The organism is Flavisericum labens (assembly GCF_045446075.1).
In the GTDB taxonomy this organism is placed as follows: domain Bacteria; phylum Bacteroidota; class Bacteroidia; order Flavobacteriales; family Flavobacteriaceae; genus Flavisericum; species Flavisericum labens.
In genome coordinates this window covers 16,166-38,605 of record NZ_JBJJBQ010000006.1, presented here as the reverse complement: position 1 = coordinate 38,605, position 22,440 = coordinate 16,166, and the positions used below count along the sequence as shown (strand labels likewise).

At 35.4% G+C, this 22,440-nt stretch carries 15 protein-coding genes; 13 read left to right on the top strand and 2 right to left on the bottom strand.

Going from position 1 to position 22,440, the window contains the following annotated elements; genetic code table 11:
- The 12 genes from ACIEHO_RS11060 to ACIEHO_RS11005 all read left to right on the top strand — a co-directional run bounded on the left by ACIEHO_RS11060 (position 1) and on the right by ACIEHO_RS11005 (position 17,934).
- Entirely contained in the window at positions 1-912 is a 912-nt protein-coding gene (locus ACIEHO_RS11060) for a GyrI-like domain-containing protein (RefSeq protein WP_406971650.1), read from the top strand.
- 244 nt (positions 913-1,156) lie between these two features.
- Positions 1,157-2,809 (top strand): glycoside hydrolase family 13 protein, encoded by a 1,653-nt coding sequence (locus ACIEHO_RS11055; protein ID WP_406971648.1) that lies wholly within the window; start codon positions 1,157-1,159, stop codon positions 2,807-2,809.
- Between the two features lie 15 nt (positions 2,810-2,824).
- The gene (locus tag ACIEHO_RS11050; protein WP_406971646.1) at positions 2,825-4,576 is read left to right on the top strand and encodes a glycoside hydrolase family 13 protein; all 1,752 of its coding nucleotides are present in this window, start codon (positions 2,825-2,827) and stop codon (positions 4,574-4,576) included.
- 24 nt (positions 4,577-4,600) lie between these two features.
- Positions 4,601-6,736 (top strand): glycoside hydrolase family 97 protein, encoded by a 2,136-nt coding sequence (locus tag ACIEHO_RS11045; RefSeq protein ID WP_406971644.1) that lies wholly within the window; start codon positions 4,601-4,603, stop codon positions 6,734-6,736.
- Positions 6,737-6,767: 31 nt separating this feature from the next.
- Positions 6,768-8,120 (top strand): MFS transporter, encoded by a 1,353-nt coding sequence (locus ACIEHO_RS11040; protein WP_406971642.1) that lies wholly within the window; start codon positions 6,768-6,770, stop codon positions 8,118-8,120.
- A gap of 17 nt (positions 8,121-8,137) precedes the next feature.
- Positions 8,138-9,370 (top strand): MFS transporter, encoded by a 1,233-nt coding sequence (locus ACIEHO_RS11035; RefSeq protein WP_406971640.1) that lies wholly within the window; start codon positions 8,138-8,140, stop codon positions 9,368-9,370.
- Positions 9,367-11,232: a trehalase family glycosidase gene (locus tag ACIEHO_RS11030; RefSeq protein ID WP_406971638.1), complete on the top strand. Its 1,866-nt coding sequence runs from the start codon at positions 9,367-9,369 to the stop codon at positions 11,230-11,232. Before ACIEHO_RS11035 ends, ACIEHO_RS11030 begins: the two co-directional genes overlap by 4 nt.
- A 6-nt stretch (positions 11,233-11,238) precedes the next feature.
- Entirely contained in the window at positions 11,239-12,426 is a 1,188-nt protein-coding gene (locus tag ACIEHO_RS11025; protein WP_406971636.1) for an MFS transporter, read from the top strand.
- A 33-nt stretch (positions 12,427-12,459) separates the two neighbouring features.
- A complete protein-coding gene (locus ACIEHO_RS11020) occupies positions 12,460-13,680 on the top strand; it encodes a multiheme c-type cytochrome (RefSeq protein ID WP_406971634.1) in 1,221 nt (406 codons plus the stop codon).
- 62 nt (positions 13,681-13,742) lie between these two features.
- Positions 13,743-15,113 (top strand): alpha-amylase family glycosyl hydrolase, encoded by a 1,371-nt coding sequence (locus ACIEHO_RS11015; RefSeq protein WP_406971632.1) that lies wholly within the window; start codon positions 13,743-13,745, stop codon positions 15,111-15,113.
- A 147-nt stretch (positions 15,114-15,260) separates the two neighbouring features.
- Positions 15,261-16,187, top strand: a complete 927-nt coding sequence (locus ACIEHO_RS11010; protein WP_406971630.1) for a carbohydrate kinase family protein — start codon at positions 15,261-15,263, stop codon at positions 16,185-16,187.
- Positions 16,188-16,194: 7 nt separating this feature from the next.
- Positions 16,195-17,934: an alpha-amylase family protein gene (locus ACIEHO_RS11005; protein ID WP_406971628.1), complete on the top strand. Its 1,740-nt coding sequence runs from the start codon at positions 16,195-16,197 to the stop codon at positions 17,932-17,934.
- A 52-nt stretch (positions 17,935-17,986) separates the two neighbouring features.
- Here ACIEHO_RS11005 and ACIEHO_RS11000 read toward each other — a convergent pair whose 3' ends face one another.
- Both ACIEHO_RS11000 and ACIEHO_RS10995 read right to left on the bottom strand, forming a co-directional pair.
- Positions 17,987-18,367 (bottom strand): RidA family protein, encoded by a 381-nt coding sequence (locus ACIEHO_RS11000; protein WP_406971626.1) that lies wholly within the window; start codon positions 18,365-18,367, stop codon positions 17,987-17,989.
- 16 nt (positions 18,368-18,383) lie between these two features.
- Positions 18,384-21,146 carry a putative LPS assembly protein LptD gene (locus tag ACIEHO_RS10995; RefSeq protein ID WP_406971624.1) on the bottom strand — a complete coding sequence of 921 codons (2,763 nt, stop codon included), beginning with the start codon at positions 21,144-21,146 and terminating at the stop codon, positions 18,384-18,386.
- Positions 21,147-21,311: 165 nt separating this feature from the next.
- Between ACIEHO_RS10995 and ACIEHO_RS10990 the strand changes: the two genes are divergently transcribed.
- Complete coding sequence (locus tag ACIEHO_RS10990) at positions 21,312-22,412, top strand: N-acetylmuramoyl-L-alanine amidase family protein (protein ID WP_406971622.1); 1,101 nt, start codon at positions 21,312-21,314, stop codon at positions 22,410-22,412.
- Positions 22,413-22,440: the final 28 nt, after the last annotated feature.

Here is a 22,440-nt window from a genome sequence, read left to right as displayed (position 1 = left end):
ATGAAGAAAATTATTTTGTCATGTGCTACTATTATTTTGCTAGTATTTATGGGTTGGTACTTTTTTGTTAAGGATTATAATTATAGAATCACCTTTAAAACACATCAAGCTCCAGGAATTATTTATAGTGCTTTATTGGGTTGGAATAATGGAGAACCATTGAACAAAAAAGTAGTGTCAACAACTTCTAAAGTTCCCTTTTCAGAATTAAATCAAGAACTCAATGTTTCAGATTCTATTATCGATATTAAATGGTCAATAGAGCGAAAATCTGATTCTGTTACGAAAGTAACGGCATTTTTAAAGGATGCCGAACATAGTCTTTTTCAAAAATTCAAAATTCCTTTTACCAAAACAGATTTCGTAAAAAGAAGTTTAACTACGGTAAAACATATAAGAGAAGGGCTGAAAACACATCAAACGGAGTATAAATTGTCCTCAGTTGAAGAGGCAATATTTCCTGAAGTAAATTGTGCTTATATCACTTTGAGCTGTAAGTTAAACGAAAAGGCAAAATTAATGATTGCGCATACCATTGATGTTATGAATTACCTTAGAGATAATAATTTAGAATTAAAGGGAGACCCTTTTTTAGAGGTTACCGAATGGAACCTAAATGAAGATTTGATAACCTTCGATTTTTGCTTCCCAATAGCTAAACAATATAGTTATCCGGAGTCAAAACTTATAAAAATCAAAACCATTAAAGAGAAGAAAGCATTAAGAACCATATTCAACGGAAATTATAGAATCTCAGACAGAGGGTGGTTTACTCTGTTGGATTATGCCGATAGAAATAATATTGAAATTGACAACAACCCCATAGAAGTTTTTTTAAACGACCCGCATTCTGGAGGTGTTGAACTTGAATGGGAAGCGGAAATATACCTGCCAGTCAGAACCAAACTGTAGTTTTTTAAATTAAAAAAAAGTGTAAGAAAACTTCGGATAATTTGGTAACTCGAAAACGATTTCGGTCAATCTTTTATACTTTTATCTCAAGAATTCTGCTTGGTAATAAAAAATTAATGAAATTTAAATAGAATTATTAAGAATAATCTAAAAAAACAAAATGAAAAATACGATTCTATTTGTCTTTACGCTATTGTTAATGACTAGTTGTAATGAAATTAAACCAAATAAAACTGAACCTGTTATGAACAAATCTGCATGGTGGAAAGAAGGCGTATTGTATCAAATTTACCCGCAAAGTTTTAACGATTCAAATGGTGATGGTTTCGGAGATTTTAAAGGTGTCATTGAAAAACTGGATTACCTTGAAAGTTTAGGAATCACAATGGTTTGGATGAATCCTTTTTTCGAATCACCGTTAGTAGATAACGGTTATGATGTTAGTGATTATAGGGCCATTCACCCACGTTATGGGACGATGGAAGATTTTGATGCTATGCTGGCTGGTATGAAGGAACGAGGAATAAAGTTTGTCTTAGACGTCGTTGTAAACCATAGCAGTAACCAGCATGAATGGTTTAAGCAGGCCAGTAGCTCAAGAGATAATAAGTATTATAATTATTATCACTGGTGGCCAGCAGAAAAGGGAAAACCACCACACAGGCATAGTCTTTTCGACCCAGAAGGCGGTTGGGATTATGTTGAAGCAACAAACGCTTATTACTTACACACCTTTGCTGAGGCGCAGCCCGATTTAAATTGGGAAAACCCAAAACTGCGTCAAGAAGTTTATGATATCATGAAGTTTTGGGCAAAAAAAGGAGTAGATGGCTTTCGTATGGATGCCTTTCAGTTTGCCAGTAAAGACACAACCTTTCCGGAATTTCCAAAAGGGCACGAAAAAGATTTTATTAAATGGTATGGCATGCGTCCACAATTGCATGATTACCTAAAAGAAATGTACACAGAAGTAATAGAACCGTACGATGTATTTGCCGTAGCCGAGGGGGCAGGAAGCACATTGCAAGATGCTCACGATATTGTAGATGCCGATAGAAAAGAGCTTCAAACGGCTTACCATTTCGAATATGTCGATATGTCCAGAACACCAGATGGTTATGAACTATCTGATTTTAAAGAAGTATTTACAAAATGGGACAAATCTTTTGCCGAGGAAGGTTGGTTGGCTATTTTCCTTTCAAACCATGATAATTCTCGATTGGTAAATCGATTCGGTAACGCTAGTCCTGAATTTAGAAGAGTTTCTACCCAAATGCTCAATACGTTTTTGCTAAGTATGCGTGGTACGCCATATACCTATTACGGGGATGAATTGGGCATGACCAACATAGACATGCCCACCATAGAAGAATATGTAGATATTGATGCCATTGGTAAATTCAAAACAGCATTGGCAAAGGATGAGGATATGGACGAATTTATGGAGGTTCTCAATTACAGTTCTCGTGAAAATGGACGTACGCCAATGCAATGGAATAATTCCATAAATGCTGGTTTTACAACAGGAACACCTTGGAAAAAAGTGAATGAAAACTATAAAGAAATAAATGTTTCAGTTCAAGATAAGGACCCGAATAGTGTATTGAATCATTTTAGAAAAATGGTGAAACTTCGCAAAGATAATAAGGTTTTGGTTTATGGCGCATATGAGCTGTTAGATAAGGATAATGATGAAACTTACAGTTTTACAAGAACTTTAAATAATGAAAAGGTTTTGGTTTTGTTAAATTTCACTGACCATGATTCCAATGTCACCTTGCCCGTAGTTAAAGATATAGACGAAACTCTTATTAATAATTATAATGAACTCAACGTTAACAGTGAAACGGTTACATTAAAACCTTATCAGGCTGTTATTTGTGATTTAAGTAAATAGGCTAAATTGTGTATTATGAAAAAGTATATGTCCATTGTTTTGGCCATTTTAACCTTGAGTGGTTGTATTAAAAAAATGGATAACAATGAAGTACAAAAGGAAATGCCCACAAAAAAATGGTGGAAAGAATCGGTTGTGTATCAAATTTACCCACGCTCATTTAAAGATTCAAATGGTGATGGTATTGGAGATATTCAAGGAATTATATCCGAATTGGATTATTTAGATAAACTTGGAATTGATGTAGTTTGGTTGAGCCCTCACTTCGATTCACCAAATGCAGACAATGGCTACGATATTCGGGACTATCGAAAAATTATGAGTGAATTTGGCACCATGGAGGATTTTGATACTATGTTGGCAGGAATGAAACAACGAGGTATTAAACTAATTATAGATTTGGTTGTAAATCATTCAAGCGATGAGCATGAGTGGTTTAAGCAAAGTATGTCATCAAAGGATAATCCTTACAGAGATTATTATATATGGCGATCGGGTAAAGAAGGCAAGGCACCCTACAATTGGCCATCATTCTTTGGAGGCTCAGCATGGGAACAAGCTGGACCGGACGGAGAGTACTATCTACATTATTTTGCAAAGAAGCAACCCGATTTAAATTGGGAGAACCCAAAATTACGTGAGGAAGTTTATGATATGATGAAATTTTGGCTTGATAAAGGTGTTGACGGTTTTAGAATGGATGTTATAGCGTTGATTTCAAAACCTCATGAATTTAAAGATATGGATTCTACAGGGTTAAAACATCCAGAATTTACATATGCATATGGGCCAAGACTTCATGAGTTCTTAAAGGAAATGAATAGGGAAGTACTTTCTAAATATGATGTCATGACGGTAGGAGAGGCCTTTGGTGGTAGTCCAGAAATGACGATGGAGCTTACTGATGAGCGAAATGAAGAAATTAATCTGGCTTTTTGGTTTGATGCGGCACGTATTGGAAGAGATAACTGGTACCAAAACGATTGGGCATTACCAGAACTTAAAAAATTATTGAACGAACAAAGTAATGTCGATTACAATAACTGGCCAACGATTTTTTTAACAAATCATGATAATCCGCGAACCGTAAGCAAATTTGGAAATGATTCTCCAGAATATAGAGTATCGTCGGCAAAATTGCTAGCTATGTTGCTATTAACGCAACGCGGAACGGCATTTCTGTATCAGGGCGATGAAATAGGGATGACTAATTATCCATTTACTTCCTTTGATCAATTTGATGATGTAGAAATAAAAGGAAATTATCCAAAAATAGTGGCTAGCGGCATAAGTCCTGAAACCTATCTTTCAGAATTGAACAAATCTGGAAGAGACCATGCCCGTACACCAATGCAGTGGTCCAATGAAAATAAGGCGGGTTTTACAAATGGTGATAAAAGCTGGCTTGCTGTAAATCCTAACTATACGGAAATAAATGTTAAAAATAATTTGGAAGACCCTAATTCCATCTTTAATTTTTATAAGAAGCTTCTCGATATACGTCGGGGCAATGATGATTTAATTTATGGAGATTATCAGGATATAGCACCAGAACATCCAGAAATATTTGCCTACACAAGAGCAGGTATAAATAAGACGTACCTAATAATTCTTAATATGTCAAACGATAATGTTCAATTTGACTTAAATCCAATATATAGAAACTATAAACTTGTTATAGCGAATCAATCCATTGACGACAAAACATTTGATGAAATACCCTTAAGTTTAACCCCTTGGGAGGCCAGACTTTATGAAAGTAATTAATAATGATGTATAATAAATAATATTATGAAAAGAGTCAGAATACAATTAGGCATATTGGGTATAGTATTTTTACTTTTAACAGCATGTAAAAAAGGAGAATCTAATTTCACTATTGATTCGCCAGACAGCAATATCTCAGTTGAATTTGCATTGTCCAAAACAGGTCAACCATGTTATATTGTTAACCATAAAGACAAAACGGTTATAGATACTTCGTTCATGAGTTTTGATTTTAAAGATTTACCATCATTAAAAGATAACTTTAAAACCGTTGGGACTTTAACAAATTCAGTTGACGAAACTTGGGAAATGCCTTGGGGCGAACAACTTTCAGTAAGAAATAATTATAATGAGTTAGTTATAAATCTTGAAGAGCAATCTGAATCAAAAAGAAAGTTCAATATTCATTTTAAAGTCTATAATGATGGTGTTGGTTTTAGATACGAATTTCCTGAACAGGAAAACTTGAAAGAGGTTTTAGTTACTGATGAAAACACTCAATTTAATTTAACAGGCGACCATAAAGTATGGTGGATTCCTGGTGATTGGGACATTTACGAGCATTTGTACAGCGAAACTAAATTTTCGGAAATTGATGCACTTTCAAAACAAAACCATGAAAATTTGGCGGCCACTTACATTCCCGAAAACGCGGTTAATACGCCAGTAACTATGAAAACCGAAGATGGTTTGTATTTAAGTTTTCATGAGGCCGATTTAACAAATTATGCGGGTATGACTTTAAAAGTAGATACTGAAAAGTTGGATATGGTAAGTGAATTGGTCGGTTCTGATAGATTAGGCGGAAAAGCAAAGTTAAAATTACCATTTAATACACCTTGGCGTACCATTCAAATTGCCGAAAAAGCAGGCGATTTAATCGAATCTAAAATGATATTAAATCTTAACGACCCTAACGAAATTGGTGATGTAAGTTATTTTACCCCTATGAAATATGTTGGTATATGGTGGGAAATGCATATTGGAAAATCCACTTGGGATATGGAAGGTAGCCAAGATATGAATACATGGACAGAAGGAAAATCGGCAACATCAAAACATGGAGCTACTACCGAAAACGCTAAAAAGTACATCGACTTCGCATCTCAAAATGGTATTAAAGGATTATTAGTTGAAGGTTGGAACACGGGTTGGGACAAATGGCTAGCCTCTGCAGATGACAGAGAAGGGCTTTTTGATTTTATGACACCTTATGCTGATTATAATTTTGATGAAGTTATGGCATATGCCAAAGATAAGGGCGTTGAGGTTATTATGCATCATGAGACATCTGCTGCACCATTGACCTATGAAAAGCAAATGGATGAGGCTTATAACTTTATGAAAGCGAATGGTATCAATTCTGTTAAAACAGGTTATGTTGGTGAAATTATTCCGAAAGGCGAATATCATCATGGACAATGGATGGTAAATCATTACCATAAAGTTTTGGTTGAAGCTGCAAAAATGAAAATTGCTGTTAATGCGCACGAACCCATTAAAGCTACAGGTAAGAGTAGAACATATCCAAATGCCATCGCTAGAGAAGGGTTAAGAGGTCAAGAATTTAACGCTTGGGCTACAGATGGAGGAAACCCTCCAAGTCATTTGCCTACTGTAACATTTACCAGGATGCTTTCGGGGCCAATCGATTTTACTCCAGGAGCTTTTAATATAAAGTTTGATGAGTATAAAAAAGACAATCAAGTTAATACAACCTTAGCGCATCAATTGGCGTTGTATGTTGTGATTTATAGTCCTATTCAAATGGCTTGCGATTTGCCAGAGCATTATATGATGGATGGAAAAGTACATCCGGCATTTCAATTTATTACCGATGTTGGGGTAGATTGGCAACAAACAAAAGTCTTGGATGGAGAAGTCGGCGATTTTGTAACTATTGCCAGACAAGAACGAAAAACAGGAAACTGGTTTGTTGGTGCTATTACTGATGAAAATGAAAGAACAGAATCGATAAAATTTGATTTTCTAGATGAGGGGAAATCGTATAATGCCACGATTTACAAAGATGCACCAAATGCCCATTGGGATAACAATCCGGAAGCCTATGAAATTGAAAAATTGGAATTAACTAAAGATTCAACTTTAGATATAAAACTAGCATCTGGAGGTGGTTTTGCGATTAGCATTATGCAGTAGAAGTGATAAATACCAACTAAACCAAACACATATGAAATTCACAAAACCAACATTGTCTTTCTGGCAAATCTTTAACATGAATGTGGGATTCCTAGGGATTCAATTCAGTTTTGGATTGCAGCAAACAGCCGTAAATCCCATATTTTCATTCTTGGGTGCACATCATGATGAATTACCTTTATTGAACCTTGCAGGTCCAGTAACCGGGTTAATCATTCAACCGATTATTGGGGCAATTTCAGATAAAACGTGGTCACCTCGTTGGGGTCGACGAAAGCCTTTCTTTTTAATTGGAGCTATAATTGGCAGTCTATGTTTGTTTGCCTTCCCTTTTAGTCCCACGCTTTGGTTTGCCGTTGGTTTACTATGGATTTTAGATGTAGGTAATAACATGGCCATGGAGCCTTATCGTGCTTTTGTGGGTGATAAACTACCAAACAAACAATTAAGTTTTGGTTATCAAATGCAAAGTTTGTTTGTAGGTGCTGGAATTGTATTGGCCAATGCTTCTATATTTTTGTTTCAAGATTGGTTTGGGGGTACAGAAGCCGTTGATGAAGGTGTGAAAGCTATTCCTAAATGGTTGTATTATTCGTTTTTTATTGGTGCTGTACTATCGGTTTCAACAATTCTTTGGTCTGTTTTAAAAACCCCCGAAATTCCACCTTCTGAAGAGGAATTTGAAGAAATAAAGAAGCACAATGCAATGCCACTGTCAGAACGCATTAAAACCCCATTCAAGGAAATCGTTGATGCAATTAAGGATATGCCAAAACTCATGTGGAAATTGGCAGCTGTATATTTGTTTCAATGGTACGCTTTATTTGTTTATTGGCAGTTTATAGCACCCATGTTCAGGGAAAGTATGAGTTTTGACGCATCACAAGCTTTAAGTCAAGCCGCAAAAATGAATACCACTTATAATGTGTCTACTATTGTTTTTGCCTTGGCATTGGTACCATTAGCCTTAAAATATGGTGGCAAAAAAGTATATGTTTTTAGTTTGTTTTTAACAGGAATCGCAATGCTTGCCATTCCTCATATTCAAGACCCACTCTTAGTGATTTTGCCTATGATTCTGTTTGGTATAGGTTGGGCTGCTATGATGGGAATTCCCTATTCTATGGTCTCCAAAGTAGTAACACATGAACGGCGTGGCGTATATATGGGTATTTTAAATATGATGATCGTAATCCCAATGGGTATTCAAACATTAACGTTTGGTCCAATAGTAAAAAATCTGCTGGACGATAGTGCTGTTAATGCCATAATTTTTGGTGGTGTGTTTTTTATTATAGCCGGTGTTTTGGCCTTACGAATAAAACAGCCAGCATCTGATGACGATGATGATGCAGCTGCATTAGCCGCAGGCGGAGGTCATTAATACTAAAGTTTAATCAGATGAAAAATTTAGGAATTAAAATATCCATATATCTTAATTATTTTGTGTTTGCTATTCTATTGAATAGTGTTGGCATCGTCATAGAAAAATCAATTGATGTTTACAAAGTGACTGAATCTCAAGCTTCGTTACTTGAGGCTTTTAAAGATTTGCCAATTGCTTTAGTGTCGTTTTTAGTTGCCTCTTTCTTACCGCGTTTTGGTTATAAAAAAGCAATGCTAGTTGCACTGGGGATCGTGTTTTTTGGTTGTTTACAAATGATTTTTGGCAATTCCTTTTTCTATACAAAAGTTTTGTTTTTAACCATTGGGGTTAGTTTTGCTTTAATAAAATTATCGGTGTATTCACTCATAGGAATTTTAACCGATTCTAAAAAAGAACATGCCTCAATGATGAGTTCCATAGAAGGGTTTTTTATGGTAGGTATTGCGTTGGCCTATTTCTTGTTTCCAGCGTTTTATTCTGAAGATGAAAATTCATGGTTAAATGTATACTATTTGCTATGTGCGTTGATAGCAACGTCATTTGTTTTCCTGCTTTTTTCTAAAGTTGAATATGAAGTTGAAGCCATTGGTTCCAGTTTAAAGGACGATTTAAGAGAGTCTATTAAGTTAATGGTTGTACCATTGGTTTTGGTGTTTATTGTTTCGGCATTTTTGTTTGTTATGATTGAGCAAGGCATTATGTCCTGGTTGCCAACATTCAATAAAAAGATATTCAAATTTAGCTCCGTGCTTAGTGTACAAATGGCTAGTATTTTGGCACTTACTTTGGCATTGGGAAGGTTTATTGCCGGGTTTTTAACAAAATATATTAATTGGGTCATTTTAGTTGTTATTTGCGTTATCATTTCTGGCGGTATTTTGGTTTATATTTTGCCGCAATTGCAAGGTGATGTAGAAGCGATTGGCGAAATTTCAAGACTGTCTCAAGTACCGTCATTAGGCTTTATTCTGCCCGTAATAGGTTTGTTTATTGCACCAATTTATCCGCTTTTAAATTCAACGGTTTTAAGTTCGCTCCCCAAAAGTTTGCATTCTCCAATGTCTGGTTTGATTATCATTTTTTCAGCTTTAGGAGGCACTATTGGTTCAAGAATTGTTGGTGAACTTTTTGAAAGTATTGGTGGAGCAAGTGCGTTTTATTTTCTTTTGATACCAATGGGCTTGCTTATAGTTTTTGTTTTGTTAATAGATAGAATGTCGAAAAAGCAAGTTATAGTTGAATCATGATTTTTAATGTACATATCGATGATACCTTAAACAGCTTGTTGCAACAAGAGGATACTGATGGCGATAAAAAAATTACTGTTGAAGATAATGGACCCAAATCATTTGAAATTATTTCCATTGAAGGTGAGAACTATGTTGTAAAAGGTACTTATCAGCTATCTAATTTATTGCAGGAATTGGTGATTTCAAAAATTGAGGGAAAAACAATGTCACAAATTCCCTTGTCCAAAATTGAGGAGCCACCTGTAACCCGGATTTCAAGAATGATTCGTGACTACTATTGGAATGGTTTAACGAGAAGTATGGATGAAACTGGGGTGAAAAACCTTATTGCTGATACTAAAAATGAAACTTTAACTTCAGAAAAACTTCCCATATATATTCCGTTTCAGGATGAATTGGCTTATGGTTACTATAAAAAATTAGAGACAAAACTTCCGATATTAGCATGTAAATTGCCAAATACACTGACCCCAGAATATGTAAAATCAATAAATACTAAACCAGGCATTTTATCCTTAAAATTAGAAGAGATTGACAAGGAAATAAAAGGTGTGCCTTTTGTTGTTCCAGGGGGAAGGTTTAACGAAATGTATGGCTGGGACAGCTATTTTGAATCTATAGGATTAATATTGGATGGCAAAGTTCATTTGGCTAAGGCTATGACTGATAATTTTCAGTATGAAATAGAGCACTATGGAAAAATATTGAACGCCAATAGGTCTTATTATTTAACTAGGACACAACCCCCTTTTTACAGCAGCCTTGTCCGTGAGGTTTTTGAAGTTACCCGTGATAAAAATTGGTTAGCAAGTCATTTAAAAACAGCTATAAAGGAATATAAAATCGTTTGGATGGTTGAAGGTGAGCGACTTACAAAGAATGGGTTAAATAGATATTTAGCCGAAGGCATTGGAATGCCGCCCGAGGCAGAAGAAGGCCACTATGACGCCATTTTAAAGCCATTTGCCAATGAGGCAAATTGCTCAATACAAGACTATGTCCATAAATATCAGAATAACGAAATTCATAATGATTTTTTGGATACTTATTTTCTTCACGACAGAACAGTCAGGGAATCGGGGCATGATACGTCTTACAGAATAGAAGGGAATTGTGCCGATTTAAATTTGGTGGAACTCAATGTTTTGTTGTATAAATACGAACTGGATTTTGCTGAACTGATAAAAGAAGTATTTAGCGATAGTTTTGAAACAGATTCTAAAACATATACTAGCCAATATTGGTTTGAAAGAGCCAATAAGCGAAAATCATTAATCAATATATTCTGCTGGAATGAAAATAGGGGTATGTTTTTTGATTATAACCATATTACAAAAAAACAATCCCAGTTTATAGCCGCTACTACGTTTGTGCCTTTATGGACTAATGTAGCAAGTAAAGAACAAGCTGAAATGTTAGTTAAAAACGCGATGCCACTTTTAAAAGAGAAAGGTGGGATTGCTGGAAGTACTGAGGAAAGCAGAGGTGAAATTAGCGAATCTAGACCTCACAGGCAATGGGATTACCCAAATGGTTGGGCACCGCACCAAATGATGATTTGGAAAGGCTTGGTAAATTATGGTTTTAATATTGAAGCTCAAGAGCTCATATACCGCTGGTTGTTTATGATTACCAAAAGTGCTGTTGATTATAACGGCACTATCCCAGAAAAATATGATGTGGTTGCAGCTACACATAAAGTGTTTTCGGAATACGGCAATGTGGGTACCGATTTCGAGTACATTTCGCAAGAAGGTTTTGGTTGGATGAATGCCTCTTACCAATATGGGCTGTCACTTTTGGAAAGCAAATATTTGAACAAATTAAACAAACTCACAGAGCCAGAATTAATCTTTTAAATTGATATGGGTTCATTAAAACTTATATTATCTAAATCGCGCTATTTTTCTGTGGCTTGGGTGTTTTGTTCTTTAAATATCATGATAGGGACCTGGGTTTTATATATTCCCCATGTTAAGGAAAAATTAAGTTTAAGCGATTCCCAAATTGGTTTTGCTTTATTTTGTTTGGCTTTGGGTATTTTAGTATTTCTTCCTTTGGTACCGTACCTTACCAAGAAAATTGGTTTAGGAAAATATACAATTATTGGTATAGCGCTTTTTGCAATTGCTTTTACTGGCCCATTGATTGCCGATAATTATTTAAGCTTGTGTTTGGCATTATTTATAGTCGGGGTTTTTTCCGGAACTACAGATGTCGCCATGAATGCTTTGGTTTCCCACATTGAAAAAGAAGACCAAAACAATTTTATGTCTTCTGCACATGGTTTTTTCAGTCTTGGTGGCGCTATTGGTGCCATAATAGGGTCGTTTTTAATGGTATATTTTACTAACGCCGTTTATCATATGATACTTATGGCTGCATTGGTTATTTCAATGAATATATATTTATCCAAAAACTACTTTAATATTATCGAAGCCCAAGTTTCCAAGGGAAAAAAAAGTCTCAAATTAACAGCATTAAGTCCGCTATTTATTATTGCTTTTTTAGCTTTTGTAATAATGAGCAGCGAGGGTGCTATTGAACATTGGAGTGCTTTATATTTACTTGAAGTGGTTGCCATACCACAGAAAAACCTTGCCGGATTTGGGTTTGTATTATTTTCAATAACAATGACCATTGGTAGGTTTTTTGGAGATGGGATAAGTTCAAAAATAGGTTCGATTAAAACCATTTTATTTGGCAGTGTTTTGGCAGGCTTCGGATATTTATTAGTGCTGTTTAGCAAATTTGAAGTAACCGTATTGGGTTTTGGTATCATAGGTTTGGGTTTATCTGTCGTCGTGCCTGAATTATTTAGAATAGCTGGAAAAACAAACGGTGTTTCAGCTTCGGCGGGCATCTCATTCGTGTCGGGAATTGGCTTTATGGGTGTTATGGTAGGTCCTGTTGTTTTAGGGTTTATTTCTGATGCCTTTAACCTTAAAATGAGTTTTGTGACTTTATTGGTATTGACTTTTCTGACTGTAATTGTTTCAATTGTAAAACTAAAACGAGATAAAATTAAAAAACTTAAGTTTTTTGGAAAGTAATTTAATTCAACCGCCAATTAGTTCATAAACCTCATGAAAATAGTATATAAATTTCATTGTTTTTTTTTACATGGCACCAATAGACTTATACTGTTAGTGTTTTTTCTAGGTTTAAGTTGCAATAAAACTAAGGATTATTATGAACCTATAATACCTTTGGCTATTCATCACAATGGTATGGAATATATTGGTATGGAAAGCTGTGTAAAGTGCCACAAAGACATTGTGGAAAATCATAAAAATACATCACACTATAATACATCTGCCGTAGCATCATCTAAGAGTATTAAGGGAAGCTTTTCAGACGGAGAAAACATTTTAGGCATTAACCACCAAACTGCTTTTAAGATGCTAATAAGTGATACTGCATTTGTACAACAGTTATATTTAAAAGAAAGCAATGAAATCTTGTACACGGCACCTATGCAAATGGTTATTGGTTCAGGAACAAAAGGACAGTCCTTTTTGGTTTGGGACAGAGATGCTTTATACCAACTACAGGTAAGTTATTTTACTCCAACCGATAATTGGATAAATAGTCCAGGATTTCCTCCAAAACCCGTTCAAGTAAGACCAGTTCCAGGGCGTTGTTTGGAATGTCATACCACTTTTGCTAAGAGGACCGACAGATACTATGACAATAGATTTGATAAAAAAACCTTAATCTATGGAATAGATTGTCAACGTTGTCATGGGGATGTAAAAAGGCATACCCTGCATCACTTAGAACATCCTAAGGATACTATTGCAAAATATATTTTGTCGTTTAAAGATTTAAACCAATCACAACAGTTGGATGCCTGTGCTTTATGCCATTCTGGAATAAGAGAAAAACAGATAAAGGATAATTTTGAATTCATGCTTGGTGATAATCTTGACAAGTTTTCACTTCCTGATTATGATGAATCATCCCTGTATGATTTGGATGTTCATGGTAATCAATATGGATTATTGCAAGCTAGTGCATGCTTTAAAAGGAGTGAAAAAATGAGTTGTTCAACATGCCACAATCCACACAAAAGTAATCGAGGAAATGCAAATTTTTTTAATGATGCTTGTGTAACTTGTCACGGTAAAGATAAGGTTCATAATATTGCAGAAAACGCATTGGCCAAAGAGTTTTCAAATTGCATATCATGTCATATGCCTTTAACAGAAAGCAATGTTATGAAAATTCAGGTCGAAGCTGATAGTTTGGTAGCCGTAAAAGTGCGTACACATTTAATTGGTATATACGACGATATAAATAATTAATACAAAACGATGACTGATAAAATATTTTATCTGTTATGTGTCATTTAAACTGAATATATATTATGAAACATTTTATTTTCCTCTTTTCCTTAATCATTGTTTTATCTGGTTGCAAAAATCAATCAGGTGAAAAGGCCGTTGTTTTAGAACCCGATTCAACTACCAAAGATACATTTCCACAAAAAATACATGGATCCACCATATATGAAGTGAATATCCGCCAATTTACGCCTCAGGGCACGTTTAATGCGTTTGCAAATCATTTACCCAGACTTAAAGAATTAGGTGTTGATGTATTGTGGCTCATGCCAATCCACCCAATAAGTAAAACCAACAGAAAAGGCACTTTAGGAAGTTACTATGCGCCACAAAGCTATACAGATGTAAATCCTGAATTTGGAACGATTGAAGACTTTAAAACCCTCCTTAAAAAAGCACATGATATGGGTTTTTATATGATTCTTGATTGGGTGCCAAATCATACGGGGCGCGACCACCATTGGGTAACGGAACATCCCGAATATTATATTAGGGATAAAGAAGGCAACGTAACTTATGAAGCCATGAGTCCAACAGACGTTTGGTGGGATACAGCCCTTCTTGATAACAGTAAGCCCGAAACACGTAAAGCCATGATTGAAGCGATGCGTTTTTGGGTAGAGTTGGGTATTGATGGATTTAGGTTGGACCATGGTTGCGGAGACAAAATACCGCTTTATCTTTGGGAAGAAGCTAGAGCAGCGTTAGACCCGATTAAAGATTTATTTTGGTTGGCCGAATGTGGGCATGAAACCTTCATTTTAGATGGTAGTTATGCCGATGAATTTGAAGTAATAATGCGTGAAGTTGCTCAAGGCAAACAAAACGCCAATGCCCTGTCTGATTGGATAGACAATGATTTGTTCAAATATGGAAGAACGGCATTGCGCATGACCTACACATCCAATCATGATTTGAATTCTTGGGTTGGTACTACTTTTGAAAGGTTTGGTGAAGGGCATAAAGTCTTTACGGTATTTGTGTTTACGGCCCATGGGTTTCCACTTATTCTGGGCGGACAGGAAGTAGGACTTGATAAGCGACTTGAGTTTTTTGAAAAAGATACTATGCTATGGGATGACCCAAAAAATTTGCAACCATTTTACCAATCACTTGTGAAATTGAAAAAAGAAAATCCTGCAATTTGGGCAGGTGATGCAGGTGGTTTTCCAGTTTCAATTGAAAATAATGACCATGTTGTTGGCTTTGTACGAGAAGTTACTGGGAACAAAGTTATTGGAATTTTTAATTTTTCTTCTGAAAATCAATCGGTTGAAATCAATAATGAGATTGCTTACGGAACATATACAGACTATTTTTCGGGTAAAGCTTATACTATAAATGATAAAACATTAGAGTTAAAACCTTGGGAATACATGGTGTTTACTAAATAGTTTCGGATTTAATAGTGAATTTAGTAATTAGCCGAAAACGTTTTCGTTCAAATATGAAAGGGTTTTTGTTTTCCAAAAATCAGAAATAGGAATTCTAATTGTAAATTAGCTTAACCACTAAATAACTGGGCAATAAATTAATTTAATTTGAAAAATATAGATGTTTTATGTGTTGGAGAAGTGTTGATAGATTTCATTGGGCATCAACATGGCGTTCATATTAACAATACGAGAGATTATCATAGGTATTTGGGAGGTTCACCAGCCAATGTTGCCATGAATTCTGCACGTTTGGGATTAAGGCCAGTATTGGTTTCTACGGTTGGCAATGATGGTTTTGGAGAATATGTTTTTCAGCGTCTTTCCGAAGTAGGGGTTATAACAGATTATGTAAAAAAAATTGATGATAAACCAACTAGTGTCATATTTGTTTCTAGAACCGATGGAACTCCAGACTTCATTCCTTTTCGCAAAGCGGATATTTGCATAACCGAGGATCAAATATCACCAGATGTACTAAAAAAAACCAACATTTTTCACACAACATGTTTTGCCCTTAGTAAAGAACCGGCACAATCTACCATATTGAAAAAAGCCAAAGAAGCATTTGAGTTAGGCTGTAAACTCAGTATAGATGTAAATTATGCAAAAAAGCTATGGAGTAGTCAAGAAGAAGCCCTTAATGTAGTTAAAACGTACTGCCAATTTAACCCATTGATTAAAATTAGCGAAGATGATATGCACCGTCTTTTTGAACAAAGACTACCCCACGAGGACATCTTTGAGTTTTTTCATAACCATGGTGTAGAAACGGTCTGCTTAACCTTGGGGAGCAACGGCGTTAAATTGTCTCAAAAGGGTGAAGAAGTCATTCAATTACCTGCCAAAAAAGTAGAGAAAGTTATGGATGCCACGGGTGCAGGTGATGCCTTTTGGTCTGGGTTTTTGTTTGCCTATGTGAAAGAAAGACCCATTGAAGAGTGTTTAGAGGTTGCATTGCAATTGGCGGCCCTAAAACTTCAAAATGTGGGTAGACTACCAGATAATATCGATATTTTATCCAATCTTTTATAGATATTTCATGCGAGACATAAACAATCATAAGATTTCTAATGGTGTGATGCTTAATGCATATCCGGATAGCATTGGTGAAAAACTAAGCGATACGATTTCAATGTTAAAAAGGCCAGAGTTTAAAGATGTTTTTTCTTTATTCTATGTGTTACCTACTTTTTTTAATAGTGATTTGGATAGAGGGTTTTCTGTGATAGATTACAATTTGAATGATGAACTGGTGTCTAAAGAAGATTTAAGAGCATTGGAAGAACTAAATATCATGCTGAAATTTGATATTGTTCTAAATCATTTATCGGTCGCCTCTCCGCAGTTTAAAGATTTATTGAAACACGGAGAACAATCCAAATACAAAGATTTCTTTATTAATTGGAATGCGTTTTGGGAAGGTCATGGCAAAATGAACTATAATGGTGTTATCATTCCAAATGAAGAATATCTGAGTAAATTATTTATGAGGAAATCTGGGCTTCCCATATTAAAAGTTCAGTTTCCGGATGGTTCGGAACAACCTTATTGGAACACCTTTTATCAAGAAATAAAATACAATAAAATAAGTGCAGACGATTTAAACAAAGTTGAGGGACTGACTTTAGATAATGCAGCATTGATTTGCGATAAAATCAATGCTGCCATTAGCGAAAATCAAGATTTAGCCACCGTAGATTTTGAAAACCTTGGCAAATATAAAAATGAGGTCATCCATATAGTCCATAAAAACAGGTCTTATTTGGGTCAAATGGATGTTAATGCAAAGTCAAAGCTTGTTTGGGATTTTTACGAAGAAACACTTTCTAAGTTAAAAGGTTTCGGCTGTAAAATTCTGCGTCTTGATGCATTTGCCTATTTGCACAAGGAAATTGGCCAGTCAAACTTTTTCAATAAACCAGGCACTTGGGAATATTTAGAGCGAATTAATCAAATAGCACAGAAAAACGACTTAATATTATTACCAGAAATTCATGCGGAATATGGACTAAAACTTCATGATGAAGTTGCCAAGGAAGGTTATAGAATTTATGATTTTTTTCTACCCGGTTTGATGATTCATACCATTGAAAGTGCATCGAGTAAAGCCATCTTAACTTGGGCTAAAGAAATTTTGGATAAAGGCTATAGAACGGTAAATATGCTTGGTTGCCATGATGGAATCCCTGTATTGGATTTAAAAGGTAAAGATGTTAATGGAAATTATCATCAAGGCTTGTTGCAAGATGATGATATTGAATCTATTATGAATCTGGTAATTAAAAGAGGTGGACGCGTTAAAAATCTTTATGATGCCGGAGGAAAAAAAATATCTTATTATCAGGTAAATGCAACATTTTTCAGTGCATTGGGCGAGAATGAGCAAAAATTATTGCTAGCTAGGGCTATACAAATGTTCATGCCAGGAATTCCACAGGTTTGGTATCTTGATGTTTTTGCCGGTAAAAATAACTATGAAGCGGCCGACAAAGGTGGAAGCGGTGGGCATAAAGAAATTAACCGTACAACTTTATCAATTAAAGATATTGAACAAGGGTTAAAAAGAGATGTTGTGAAAAATCAACTTAAAATTCTTAGACTAAGAAATACCCACAATGCATTTTTAGGCACCATGATAATTAATGAAGCCTCTAATACTGAAATTGATATTTTATGGCAAAATAATAATGATTTTGCTCATTTAATAGCGGACTTAGCAACTTATAAACTTCGGGTGACATTTTCTCAAGGAGAAAAAGTTGAAACTTTATTCTTCTAGCTGTGAACAAATGCAATGACTGGTAAGTTGATTTTTTGGCTTGGAAAATGAGCTATATAACAGCAATCATGCTAATTTCAACATTAACGTTTTTGGGCAGTTTGGCCACTTGAACCGTTTCTCTGGCCGGAGCCTTAGCTTCATCAAAATAGCTTCCGTAAACATCATTGATGATAGAAAAATCATCCATATTAGAAATGAATATTGATGATTTTACTACGTTTTCAAAAGTCATATTTGCGGCTTTTAAAACAGCTTTTAAATTTTGCATCACCTGAGTAGTTTCTTCTTTAATGTTGTCTAAAACTAATTTGCCTGTTGCAGGATCTAGAGCTATTTGCCCAGAAATATAAAGCGTGTTTCCGGTTAAAATGGCTTGGTTGTAAGGGCCAATGGGAGCAGGGGCATTTGAAGTGGTTATTACTTTTTTCATAATTAAACTTTTACGATTATAGCCTTAAATCCGGTTGTCGGCGCTTTTCGTATTTAAGGTCTTTAAGCAGACTGGATTTAATGCCAATAAAGAAATTCCATGATTTATATGCGCCAAAAGGGGTCCAACTAAAATTCATACGCCAACTTAATAGGTCTCGCTCAAAACGAAGTTGGGTTGTGGTGAAGCCAAGATTTTTGAAATCGTAACCTGACGATGCACCAACCGACCATTTTTCAGATAGTTTTATGTCTCCTGAAAACATAAGGGAGTGCGAAGATATTTCGCTTTGTCTTCTCGAATTTGAGTAATTAACGGCATAAGCCAACCTTAAACTCCAAGGTACTTTAAAATTGTAAAATTCGCTAGGTGTTTCATCTTCATCCTGATTTTGGTCCTCATCATATGATTGATTGGAAAAATCTTCTGCCACACCAAATAAATCATCGGCACGACCGCCACCCCTTAGGTTTTCATCAATGTTTTTGTCTTTTTCTTTTCCTGAATCACCCTTACTTGAAAACGACCAGCTGGCGTTAATATTTCCTCCGGTAAGTCTAAAAAGGCTGCCACCATTATTAATATTAAATTTGTCAACCCTTCTATTATTGTTATCTAAAGCATAGGGGTCTAGAGTCGCACTAAAATTAACACTCATTTTGTTTTTAAACAATTGAGTGCCTCCATTCATCCTTACAGGGCTCAATTTTAAAGAGTCTGCCGCGAAATTGTATGATGTGCTAAAGTTTAAATTGTTAAGCAGGATTATCTTTTTTGGTTCTGTTGCCGTACTATCTTTATCTCGAACTTTAGCTTCTAAATTATTGGAAACGGAAAGGCCCATTGAGCTTGAAAAATTCTTTCCCGGTGTACCAAAAATACCACCCTCAAAACGGGTATATTCTAACAGTTCCCGCTTCGTGGTACCGTCTGCATCAACAATTTCGTCGGCTTCAAAAGTATCGTAGTATTGGTCGAACGCTGGGTTGATGTTATAACTTATAGAAGGCCTTATAATATGGCGAATGGCTTTTAATTTTCTGTCTTCACCTTCTTTTTCGAAGTTTTTGGTACCATAAATAGTGGTTCCTAAGCTGGTGCTAAAATTATAGGTTCTAAACGAATCGAAACCATTGATCGTTTCAGTAATGGTTTCACCCTCCTCCAGGTCATAAGACTTATTAACCGTTTTAAACGTCCAAACTTCATTAAAACTGGTGCTAGCACTCATACTGAAATACTTAAAAACCTTAAAGTTGGTACTAAGGGGAATAGTGTGCTGAAGCCCTGTTTTGGCATCATCAAACATTTCCTTTTTAAAGAATAGCGAATCGGTGGTTTGAATACGATTCTCACCTCTTAAATTGTACTGAAGATTGATATTTTGAATGAGGCCTTTCTTTGAGCCTGTTTTAGACGCAAAAGGATACATTCTGCCAACACTACCTTGTAAAGTGGGGAGTGTCATATTGATGGACTCTGTATTGGTGTTTTGCGAGTGGGTAGCCGTTAAACTCAGATTAACTTGCGGTTCGCCTTGAAAGGTTTTTGAATACGAAACCGATGACGCTAAGGTATTATTAAGCCTATTACCAACATTAACCTGATTATTTGAAGATTGGTAGTAATTGCTGCTACCCAAGTTCACCGAGGCAGAAAAGCGCGAGTTTGGACTGGCTTTAGAGTCTTGACTGTGAGACCACCTTAAATTGTAAATGGTGCTTTTTGCATAATCAGGAAAACCCCGTTCACTTCGTATTAAACTCTCGTACCTAAAACTAAGGTTGCCATTAAATTTATAGCGTTTTTTATAAGAACTTTCCAATCGCATACCATAACTACCGTTGGTGTAATAATCGCCCAAAACGGCTAAATCTACATAATCACTTATGGCAAAATAATATCCGCCGTTTTGTAGAAAGTATCCACGATCGTTCTGTTCACCAAATGAGGGAATGATAATGCCCGATGTATGCTTTTCACTTTGCGGGAAAAAGCCAAACGGCAAACCCAAAGGTGTAGGAACATCATAAATAAATAAGTTAGCCAAACCGGTTACAATCTTTTTACCAGGAACCACTTTGGCCTTTCGCAGTTTTATATAATATTCAGGGTCTTCAAGATTTTCTGCTGTGGTATACTTAGCATTCTTTAAAAAATAAACCGAATCGTTTTCCTTTTTGGTAACCGAGGCAATTACGGTACCTTCGCCTTGTTCGGTTTTTGAGTTATATATGAGCGCTTTTTTTGTATCTGTATTAAAAATAATCGAGTCTGGCTCAACTACATTAGTGCCTTCTGTTAAAACGGGTTTTTGGGTATATTCTCCGATTGTATCAGTAATACCTTTGGCGAAAACGGTGTTTGTGTTGTAATCTATGGTAATGTCTCCGGCCGAGATATTCATGTCACCATAATCAATGGTTGCCATATTGTACAAGTGCAGTTTTTGCTTTTTTTGGTCGAATCTCGTATAATCATCGGCGTGATAAGTTACTGTGTGCTCTAGAAGTTCTTTTTTAGGTTTTATGGAATCGGTAAGGGTAGAATCTTGTTCTTTTTGCAAAGCAATTTCTGCTAAGGTGCTGTCTGCATTTATAATAGCTCGCTCTTGCGCTACGGGCTTAATTGAATCCTGAGGCTTTTTGATGTCTTGGGCGAAGCTTAACGTGTTGATAAACACTGTAAAACTTAATGCAAAAAGTATTTTAAAGTTGTTTGTACGCAACGCTTTTAAATGTATTTTTGTAAAAGTATGGCTCGGTTTTTGAAAAGCCAAAATTACATATATTTTTCTGGGATTGATTTAATATTCAATTAAAAAATTTAAAATTAAAACCGCGCTTAATTCTACTGGGTAATAAACTGGGTTTAATACCCGTTGTAACAATAAAAACATAAGTAGAATAAGGTTTTTGAGCTGTTCAAAATTATAATGTACCAAATGAAAACGCAACACATATTACTTTTCGTATCTTTTATAGCTTTATTAACGTTTACTTCGTTTAGAACAAATGATGTAAATAATAGAGACAAGTTTGTTGTGGTTCTTGATGCCGGCCATGGGGGCAAGGATCCGGGAAAACCCTCAAAATATGGTTATAAAGAAAAAGATATTGCCTTAAAAATCGTTTTAGAAGTAGGTAGACAGCTTGAGAAAAACCCTGACATAAAAGTAATTTACACTCGAAAAAAAGATGTGTTCATTGAACTTAAAGAAAGGCCTAAAATTGCAAACAAAGCAGAGGCTGATTTGTTTGTTTCCATTCATTGTAATGCGCATCATACTCAAGCTTATGGTACTGAAACTTACGTGTTAGATGTAGGGAATACAAATCGAAATTTTGAGGTAGCAAAGGCAGAAAATGCCGTTATTTTCCTTGAAGAAAATTATGAAGAAAATTATGGAGGATTTAATCCTAATTCGCCCGAATCTCTCTTAGGACTGTCTCTTGTTACGGAGGAGTATACAGACCAAAGTATACTTTTAGCTAGTATTATTGAGAAAAATTTTGTTGGCAAATTAAACAGAAAAAGTAGAGGGGTAAAACAAGCTAGCTTATGGGTTATTCATCAAACGGCGATGCCTAGCGTACTAATTGAAACAGGGTTTGTAACAAACAAGCATGAAGGAGCTTATCTTAATTCAAAAAAGGGGCAAACAGAAATATCAACAGCAATAGCAAGTGCTATTTTTGAGTATAAAAATGGCCTAGCCAATAACGTTGGTAGCTACGAAGCCATACAAAATGAAGGGGTTTCTCAGGAATCCGTTCCTAACGACATAACATTTAAGGTTCAAATTGCTGCTAGTTCAAAATCATTAGAAACTAAACCTTATAACTTTAATGGTTTAAGTAATGTTTCCAAACAAAAAGATGGTAGTTTGTTTAAATATTTTTATGGACAATCTTCCAGCTATAGTAAAGCCCAACAATTTGAAAATGAGGCTAGAAAAAAAGGTTACGGCTCTAGTTTTATCGTTGCATTTAAAGATGGTAAAAAGATAGCCTTGGTCGACGCCTTAAAATCAACTGCAAATTAAAGCCTGTTCTTTTTAAATTTATATTAAA